The sequence below is a fragment of the Methylobacterium tarhaniae genome (assembly GCF_001043955.1).
In the GTDB taxonomy this organism is placed as follows: domain Bacteria; phylum Pseudomonadota; class Alphaproteobacteria; order Rhizobiales; family Beijerinckiaceae; genus Methylobacterium; species Methylobacterium tarhaniae.
In genome coordinates this window covers 1-8,655 of the sequence record NZ_LABZ01000206.1, presented here as the reverse complement: position 1 = coordinate 8,655, position 8,655 = coordinate 1, and the positions used below count along the sequence as shown (strand labels likewise).

The window sequence follows — 8,655 nt, the reverse complement described above, 5'->3', positions numbered from 1 at the left end:
GGGGGGGGGCGCCACCCCCGGGGGGGCAGATCCGTCCGGCCACCCGCGCCAGCGGCGCTGTGCCGCCCCCCTCCACTCCCCCCACGGCTTTGTCCGGCCCGGGGGTTTCGGCCGGGGCGAGGGGGGGGGACGTCAAGAAGCCCCCGGCCGCACGCTTCGCCCTGCCGAAATCCGCGGCGCTGACCAAGGCCGTGGAGGCGCTGAAGGCGGGCGACAGCGCGACGCTGGCACGGGTGCCGGACGGATTCGACGCCCTGGTGGTGGCCGACCTCGCCCGCGCCCTGTCGCAGGTGGCCGAGGGGCCGGCGGTCCTGGTCCACGTCGCCCGGGACGGCACCCGCTCGGCGGCCTTCGCCAGCGCGCTCTCCTTCGTGGCGCCCGAGATCGAGGTGATGAGCGTCCCGGCCTGGGACTGCCAGCCCTACGACCGGATCTCGCCGAATCCCGCCATCGCGGCGCAGCGCATGACCGCCCTGTCGCGGCTCGCCCGCACCCGCTCCTCGGCCGAGAAGCCGCGCATCCTCACCACCACGGTCAACGCCCTGGTGCAGCGGGTGCCGCCCAAGTCCCGCATCGCCGTCGAGACCTTCTCGGCCGCCCCCGGCAACGCGCTGGACACCGACCAGATCGTCGCCTGGCTCGAGGCGAACGGCTTCCTGCGCACCGGCACCGTGCGCGACACCGGCGAATACGCGGTGCGCGGCGGCATCATCGACCTGTCGCCGCCCGGCTTGGCCAACCCGGTCCGCCTCGACTTCTTCGGCGACACCCTCGAATCGATCCGCGCCTTCGACCCCGAGACCCAGCGCACCATCGGGCAGCTGCGCTCCCTCGACCTCGTGCCGATGAGCGAGGTGCAGCTCACCACCGAGACGATCCGGCGCTTCCGCCAAGGCTACGTCACGACCTTCGGCGCCGCGACCCGCGACGACCGGCTCTACGAGACGATCAGCGAGGGAAGGCGCTATGCCGGCCTCGAGCACTGGATGCCGCTGTTTTACGATCACCTCGACACCCTGTTCGACTACGTCGCCGGCGTGCCGCTGATCCTCGACCACCAGGCCGACGACGCGGTGGCCGAGCGCCTGTCGCAGGTGCAGGAATATTACGACGCCCGCTGCGAGGCCCTGAAGGAGCGCCAGAGCGGCACCGCCCCCTACAAGCCGTTGAAGCCCGACGCGCTCTACCTCTCTCCGAACGAGTGGGCGAAGCGCATCGACGGAGCGACGGTCGCCCGCCTCGCCCCCTTCGACGTGCCGGAGGTCTCAGGGAGACGCCTCATCGACTGCGAGGGCGTGCCCGGCCGCAGCTTCGCCCCCGAGCGCGCGCAGGAGGGCGTCAACGTCTTCGACGCGGCGGTAGGGCATGTCCGCGACCTGCAGGCGTCCGGCCATCACGTCGTCCTGGCGGCGTGGTCCGAGGGGTCGCGCGACCGGCTCTGCGGCGTACTGACCGAGCACGGCCTGCCGAAGCCGAAGACCATCACCCGGCTCTCCGATATCCTGGCGATGAAGCGCGGCCAGGATATCGGCGTCGCGGTCTGGGGCCTGGAGGGCGGGTTCTCGGCCGGCCAGCTCGCCGTGGTGGCGGAGGGCGACATCCTCGGCGACCGGCTGGTGCGGCCCAAGCGCAAGGCGAAGCGCCCCCAGGACGTGATCCTGGAGGTGCAGGCGCTGGCGCCGGGCGACCTCGTGGTCCATGCCGATCACGGCATCGGGCGGTTCGTCGGCCTCAAGACCGTGACCGCGGCGGGCGCCCCCCACGATTGCCTGGAGATCCAGTATAGCGGCGGCCTCTTGCTGCTGCCGGTCGAGAATATCGAGCTTCTCACCCGCTACGGCTCGGAGGATGCCGAAATCGCCCTCGACAAGCTCGGCGGCGGGGCTTGGCAGGCGCGCAAGGCCAAGCTCAAGCGCCGGATCATGGAGATGGCCGGCGCCCTCATCAAGGTCGCGGCCGAGCGCTTCCTGAAGACGGCACCCAAGATGGCGCCGCCGGAGGGCACCTATGGCGAGTTCGCCGCCCGCTTCCCCTACGAGGAGACCGAGGACCAGGAGGCGGCGATCGCCGCGACGCTGGGCGACCTCACCTCCGGCCGGCCGATGGACCGGCTGGTCTGCGGCGATGTCGGTTTCGGCAAGACCGAGGTGGCTTTGCGCGCCGCCTTCGTCACGGCCCTCTCGGGCAAGCAGGTGGCGGTGGTGGTGCCCACCACGCTGCTCGCGCGCCAGCACGCCCGCACCTTCGAGGCCCGGTTCAAGGGGCTGCCGGTCAACGTCGCCCAGGCCTCCCGCTTCGTCGGCAATGCCGAGCTGAAGAAGGTCCGGGAGGGGCTGGCAGATGGCAGCATCGACATCGTGGTCGGCACCCACGCGCTGCTCGCCAAGAACATCACGTTCAAGGATCTCGGCCTCATCATCATCGACGAGGAGCAGCATTTCGGCGTCGCCCACAAGGAGCGGCTGAAGGCGCTGAAGGCGGAAGTGCACGTGCTGACGCTGTCGGCGACGCCGATCCCGCGCACGCTCCAGCTCGCCATGACGGGAGTGCGCGAACTCTCGATCATCGCGACGCCGCCGGTCGATCGCCTGGCGGTGCGCACCTTCGTGATGCCGTTCGATCCGCTCTCGATCCGCGAGGCGCTCTTGCGCGAGCGCTACCGCGGCGGTCAGGCCTTCTACGTCGTGCCGCGCATCGAGCACCTGGAGGAGGTCAAGCGCTTCCTCGACCGCGAGGTGCCCGAGGCCAAGGTGGCGGTGGCCCACGGCCAGATGGCGGCGGGCCAGCTCGAGGACGTGATGACGGCCTTCTACGAGGGCCAGTACGACATCCTGCTCGCCACCACGATCGTCGAATCGGGCCTCGACATCCCGACCGCCAACACGCTGATCGTCCACCGCGCCGACATGTTCGGCCTCGCCCAGCTCTACCAGCTGCGCGGCCGCGTCGGCCGCTCCAAGGCCCGGGCCTACGCCCTGTTCACCACGCCGGAGGGCAAGACCCTGACGGTGCAGGCGGAACGGCGCTTGAGCGTGCTGCAATCCCTCGACACGCTCGGGGCCGGCTTCCAGCTCGCCAGCCACGACCTCGACATCCGCGGCGCCGGCAACCTGCTCGGCGACGAGCAATCCGGCCATGTCAAGGAAGTGGGCTACGAGCTCTACCAGCAGATGCTGGAGAGCGCGGTGGCGGCGCTCAAGTCCGGCAACGCGCTCCCGACCGACGAGCAATGGTCGCCGACCATCGCGCTCGGCGCCCCCGTCACCATGCCGGAGGAGTACGTCTCGGATCTCTCGGTGCGGCTCGGCCTCTACCGCCGCCTCGCGACCCTAGAGAACGATCAGGAACTGGAGAGCTTCGGCGCCGAGATGATCGACCGCTTCGGCCCGATGCCGCCGGAGGTGGAGCAACTCCTCAAGATCGTCACGATCAAGATCCTGTGCCGCGAGACCAATGTCGAGAAGGTCGAGGCCGGCCCGAAGGGCATCGTCATGCACTTCCGCGACCGGTCCTTCGCCAACCCGGCCAAGCTCGCCGGCTACATCGCCGACCAGCGCTCCTTCGCCAAGGTGCGCCCGGACATGAGCGTGGTGTTCATCCGCGATCTCGCGACGGTGGCGGAGCGGCTGAAGGAGACGACGGCGATCCTGCGGGATCTGGTGAAGCTGATTACCAGGAAGAAGGCGGCGTGAGGGGCGCCCCCGCCTGTCACCCTTTCCCGGACGCCTCAGCCGTCCGGGAAAGGGTGTGAAACTCGAGTGTGAGGCGAGCGGGCCGCGATGTCCGGCGACGTGGAAGGCCTGCTGGCCCGCGCACCGATCGGTCTGGACGGACGAATGGACCTCCGCCCGGGGCGACCTGACCGATGATCGGCCGGAGGCGAGGAAGGCTTGCGGCGGCTAAGCCACGGCAACGGGGGCCGGTCTGGTGAGCCGAACTTGGCGACAGCGCGAACAAGAGCCTTCCACAGCCGGACTGATGCTGCCCATCTCTCTCTGTCCGTCGGGATGGGCTCAGGAGAGACCTTCGCTCACCGCACGCTCGCGCAACGCCGCCAGCGCCCTCACGACGTGGGGCCTTGCCGCAGCGGAGGACATCCAGGGCGGCAGTCGCGACATCATCGTCCTGTTGCGGTAGAGGCCCTGGACGGGCCTTTCTCGCAGGTTGGCACCGAGCCACTCGGCCAGCGCATCGAGATGCGCGAGGTTATAGACCCAGAGTTGCTGCCCCCTGACCCGTGCCGTCAGGTAGAGCGGCAGGCCGAACCGACCGTCCGTCGCGCAACCGACACGCTGGGGCGTGCCCCGCGTCGATCCCTCGGCGGAGTGAGCGCAACGCAGACACACGAGACGGAATCTCCCCCGGGCCGCAACGTCCATCACGCGCGCCGGCCCCGCACAGCTTGGGCAGACCACCCAGATTTTTTCTCTGAAGTCCCAGATGGTCAAGCCGATGTCGCGCGCACGACGTGGCCTGGACATGATGGCGGCACGCATTCCTGTCGCCTTCGGCCCTGCTCCGGCAAGAGGCGTTGCCGAGGTATTATGGCACGAAGGCTCAATTACGCAAGGGAGTTACCTATTGTGCAAGGAGTGTGATGATGTCGAGGGTGCGGCAGGGGAAATAAAAAGCCTCTCGGCACCAATCATCTCAGTCAGACATGCTCTAACGTGCCGCCCCCTGCGGCATCTTCACGATCTTCCCATCCGGCAGGATGATGTCGCCCGGGCTCTGGCCGGCCTCGCAGGGGCCGAGATAGGTGGCGTCGATCACCATCTTGCGCCGGACGGGCTCCTTCATGTTGGGGATGCCGGTCAGCGTCGTGTCCACGTCCATGTGGACCTTGCTGGCGAAGTCGCCGGTGATCACGCTGGTGCCGCTGGCCGAGATCGGGCCGATCTTGCACTCGGTCTCGCCCGTGTAGCCGGTGCTCGTCTTGACGAAATCGCGCTTGGAGCACTGCCCGGCACCGAGCGCGCCCTGCGCCATCTGGTCGGTCTTCTCGTCGATGCACTGGCGGGCGGTCGTGTTGCCCTCCGCCGAGACGGTCTTGCTCTCCCACAGGCCGGCCTTGCGCGCCGGCAAGGTGTCGGCGGCGGCGAGCGTGCTCGCCGCGACGAGGGTGATCCCGACGAATCCGCCACCGATCAGACGCATGGGCATGGAGCCTCCCTGGTTGGCGCGGCTCCCCGGCCGCCTTGGCGGGAGGGATTAACCCAAGCGGATTAGGCGCTCAAGGCTCAGGAGCTCAAGGCAGGAGCGGAGCACGCCCCGCCCCTCCCCGATCACGCTCCTTGCGCCGCCGCGACCCGCAGCCCCGAGAACCCGATCAGCTTGCGGGCCTCCTCGTCCCACAAGGCCAGCCCGAGGCAGCGCAGGCTGTCGCGCAAGGTCAGGCGGCCGACCTCGCCCAGCGTCGCGTGGCCGTCGAGGCATTCCTGGAGGCGGTAGTTCGGGATGCGGCTGTTGAGGTGATGGACGTGGTGCAGGCCGACATTGCCGGTGAACCATTGCAGCACCCGCGGCAGGACGTAGTACGAGCTGCCGCCGAGCGCCGCGCGGTGGAAGTCCCAGGCCTCGGGTCCCTCCCAGACGGTTTCCTCGTACTGGTGCTGGACGTAGAACAGCCAGCCGCCGATCCAGGCGGCCACGCTGACGACCGGCAGGAGCACCCACAGCACCGGCCCGATGCCGCCGGTCGCGAGGGCGAGGAGCGCGATCATCGCGGCGAGCGCGAGGTCGAGGGCGAGCACGTCCCGCCACGCCGTGCGCCAGGGCAGGCCGACGCCGGAGGGAAACCGCTGCAGGACCAGGAAGTTGAGCGGCGAACCGAGCACGATGAGGATGAACGGGTTGCGGTAGAGGCGATAGCGGAGCCGGTTCCAGCGCGACAGGGCGAGGTATTCGCGCACGGTCAGCGTGTGGATGTCCCCCGTGCCGCGGCGGCTGAGGTCGCCGGTCGAGGCGTGGTGCAGGGCATGCGCCCGCTTCCAGCTGTCATAGGGTGTCACCGTCAGGAGGCTCAAGGCCCGGCCGAGCCAGTCGTTGGCGGTGCGGGAGGGCAGGAACGAGCCGTGCCCGCAATCGTGCTGGATGATGAACAGCCGCACCAGCAAGCCGCCGGCCGGCACGGCGAGCGGCAGCATCCAGGCTCCGTGACCATTCGCGGCCGCCCAGAGCATGAGGGCGCAGAGGGCGAGATAGGGCAGCAGGGTGTCGGCGACCTGCCGGAGCGCGAGCCTGGGGACGGGATCCCGATAGGCCGCGCAATGGCGGGCCACCTCGCGCGCGAGAGCCGCATGGTCGGGCCGCGAGGTCCCATCCCCGGCCCGGCTGAGCGCGGCGGGGTTCGATGTATCGTCGGTCACGGGTCGGGGGCGATCCTGTCTGTCGGAGCGGTCGGTCGCGGGGGACCTCGGAGGGGGAGGCCGCGTGCGGAGATCGGCACCGGCCGCCCCGCCCGCGTCCCAGTAGCATCCTTCGCGCCGGCAGAAAGGAGGCCTGCCCGCGACACGATCGTTCCCGCTGGACGCCGGAATTCCTGCCCGGATGCCGGTCGATCGCTTCAGGAGACCGTTGCGCGGCCCCTCCCCCGCTGTGGCAGGGCCGGAATCCAGCACGCCCGGGAGCGTGCCGACGAAGGCAGGCAGGCGCCTCTCAGGCGTCCATCCGGTCCCGCGCCGGCACGTCGATCGGCCCGACCTGCGCGGCGCGCAGGCCCGCCGCCATCGCCTGCAGGCGGGTCTGCGGGTCCTCGGGCTGGATCACGCCGGCCGACATCACCAGCTTGGCCGCGTCGTCGACGCTGATCGAGAGTTCGATCACCTCGGAGCGGGGCAGGTAGAAGAAGAAGCCGGTGGTCGGGTTCGGCGCGCAGGGCAGGAACACGCCGACATGGTCGTTCTCGGAGCCGAGCGCCGTCTGCACGTCGGGTCCGGCCGGGGCCGACAGGAACACGATCGACCAGGTGCCCTTCACCGGGAACTCGACCAGGCCGACGGTGCGGAACGAGGTGCCGCTGGTGGAGAACAGCGTCTCGAAGACCTGGCGCAGGCCGCGATACAGGCCCGAGATCACCGGCGTGCGGGCGAGCAGCACCTCGCCGAACTCCACCACCGAGCGGCCGACGAGGTTGGCGGTCAGCGCGCCGAGCGTCGTCAGCGCCACGAAGGCGATGAGGAGGCCCAAGCCCGGCACGCTGAACGGCAGGTAATGGTCCGGCAGGTAGGCCGAGGGCACCAGCGGCTTGACCCAGCCGTCGATCAGGCTGATGCACCACCAGGTGATGTAGATCGTGATCGCCAGGGGGCCGGCGACGATCACGCCGGTGAAGAAGTAGTTCCGCAGGCGACCGCGGACGCTGACCCGCTTGCGGGTGGCCGGCGGGTCCGGATCGGGGATCAACGGCGACGGTTCCGACACGATCTGCGATTCTCGACCCGGGCGGGCGCCCCCTGCCCCCGAAGAGGTAGCGGTTTGCTGCGTTGCGCTCAAGGCGGGGAAAGCCCTTTGTCGGCCCGGCGGCGGCCGGATCCGGCCGCCCTGCGGGCGGTCCTGCGTCAGTCCCTGGCCGATCCGGCGGTGGCCTGGAGCCTCGGCGGCTACGGGGCGGGCGCCCCCTTCCGGCGCCGCCCCGACGAGCCGGTGCAGGCGCCCGGAGGCGGACGTCCCGGCCTCGTCACGCCCCGCGGCGCCCTGGTCCTGGCGGAGGTCGACGCCCTCGTGCCGGTGGCCTACGAGACGGCGCTCGGCGGTGACGCCTGGAGCCAGGCGCTCGCCCTGTGCCGGCCGCTCGCCCTCCTGCCGCCCTGCCCCGTCCCGCGGCTGAGCGAGATCGGCCCCGACGCGGAGGCGGCGTGCGGCGAGGACCGGGACGGCGTGCTGTTCTGCCTCGGCCTGCCCCTGCGCCAGGCCCGGCTCCTCGCCCGGGTGCGGGGGGACGCCGTGCGGGTGATGCGGGCGGCCTGCGGGCGCCCGGTCGACGCCGCCCTCTGGGGCAGCCTGCCGGATTTCGGGGCCGTGCTCGTGGCCGCGCAGGGCCGCGCCCGCGTGGAGGTCGTGCTGCCCGACGCCCATCCGGGACCGCGTGCGCACTGGTTCGACAAGCTCCTGCGCCTCGGCCGCCTGCACGCCGCCACGGCCCCGATCCCGGCCGGCCTCGCCCCGGTGATCCACCTCCATCCACCCCATCCGCTGACGGAGGGCGGATACGATCCCGGCCGCCACGCCACCTTCCAGGGCTGGCTGGCGCGCTGGGGCGATCCGGCGCTCGTCGCGCTCAAGGACAGGGTGCTCGCCGGGGAGGCGGTCGAGGTGCCGGGGACGCGGGCGGCCCGGGCGGTGGTCCGGGTCGCGCGGGCGCAGCGGCGATACTTGGCGCCGATCCGATCTGCGCGGTCCCGGAACGACTGGACGGATGACGACGCTCCGGAGGCCTGAAAACAGCCCCGGCGACCAAGAAAAAGGCCGCCCTTGCGAGGCGGCCCGAAGTCTAGGGAGGAAACGCCCAAAGAGGGCTGCAGGGCCGCGACGCCATCGCGACCTTGCACTGCACAAGATAGGGGGTCGGTCTGCGTTCGCAAGTGCGAAAGCGCACCTCCAGCCCATTTTCTCCCAAACGATCGTGCCCGCCTTATACCGCCGCGCTTAGGTTTT

Annotated in this window: 6 protein-coding genes; 2 read left to right on the top strand and 4 right to left on the bottom strand. The window is 70.6% G+C overall.

The genetic code is table 11. The annotated features are described in order from the left end of the window. Window positions 1–89 precede the first annotated feature (89 nt). Complete coding sequence (gene mfd, locus VQ03_RS25470) at window positions 90–3,692, top strand: transcription-repair coupling factor (RefSeq protein WP_048453713.1); 3,603 nt, start codon at window positions 90–92, stop codon at window positions 3,690–3,692. Window positions 3,693–4,013: 321 nt separating this feature from the next. Here mfd and VQ03_RS25465 read toward each other — a convergent pair whose 3' ends face one another. The 4 genes from VQ03_RS25465 to VQ03_RS25450 form a co-directional block, all read right to left on the bottom strand. Beyond that, window positions 4,014–4,496 (bottom strand): hypothetical protein, encoded by a 483-nt coding sequence (locus VQ03_RS25465; protein ID WP_053078727.1) that lies wholly within the window; start codon window positions 4,494–4,496, stop codon window positions 4,014–4,016. Between the two features lie 169 nt (window positions 4,497–4,665). Then, window positions 4,666–5,163 (bottom strand): DUF3617 domain-containing protein, encoded by a 498-nt coding sequence (locus VQ03_RS25460; RefSeq protein ID WP_048453712.1) that lies wholly within the window; start codon window positions 5,161–5,163, stop codon window positions 4,666–4,668. Between the two features lie 122 nt (window positions 5,164–5,285). Then, entirely contained in the window at window positions 5,286–6,281 is a 996-nt protein-coding gene (locus VQ03_RS25455; protein ID WP_425350094.1) for a fatty acid desaturase, read from the bottom strand. A 376-nt stretch (window positions 6,282–6,657) separates the two neighbouring features. After that, window positions 6,658–7,422, bottom strand: coding sequence for a DUF502 domain-containing protein (locus VQ03_RS25450; protein WP_048453710.1), 765 nt, complete (start codon window positions 7,420–7,422; stop codon window positions 6,658–6,660). A gap of 87 nt (window positions 7,423–7,509) precedes the next feature. Here VQ03_RS25450 and VQ03_RS25445 point away from each other — a divergent pair, with 87 nt between their 5' ends. Then, window positions 7,510–8,439, top strand: a complete 930-nt coding sequence (locus tag VQ03_RS25445) for a DUF6925 family protein (protein WP_048453709.1) — start codon at window positions 7,510–7,512, stop codon at window positions 8,437–8,439. The last annotated feature ends 216 nt before the right edge of the window (window positions 8,440–8,655 follow it).

What these genes read in the sequence shown, in the direction of transcription:
- VQ03_RS25460 (WP_048453712.1), bottom strand. Translation starts at nt 5,163, where the DNA reads ATGCCCATGCGTCTGATCGGTGGCGGATTCGTCGGGATCACCCTCGTC.
- VQ03_RS25465 (WP_053078727.1), bottom strand. Translation starts at nt 4,496, where the DNA reads ATGCGTGCCGCCATCATGTCCAGGCCACGTCGTGCGCGCGACATCGGC.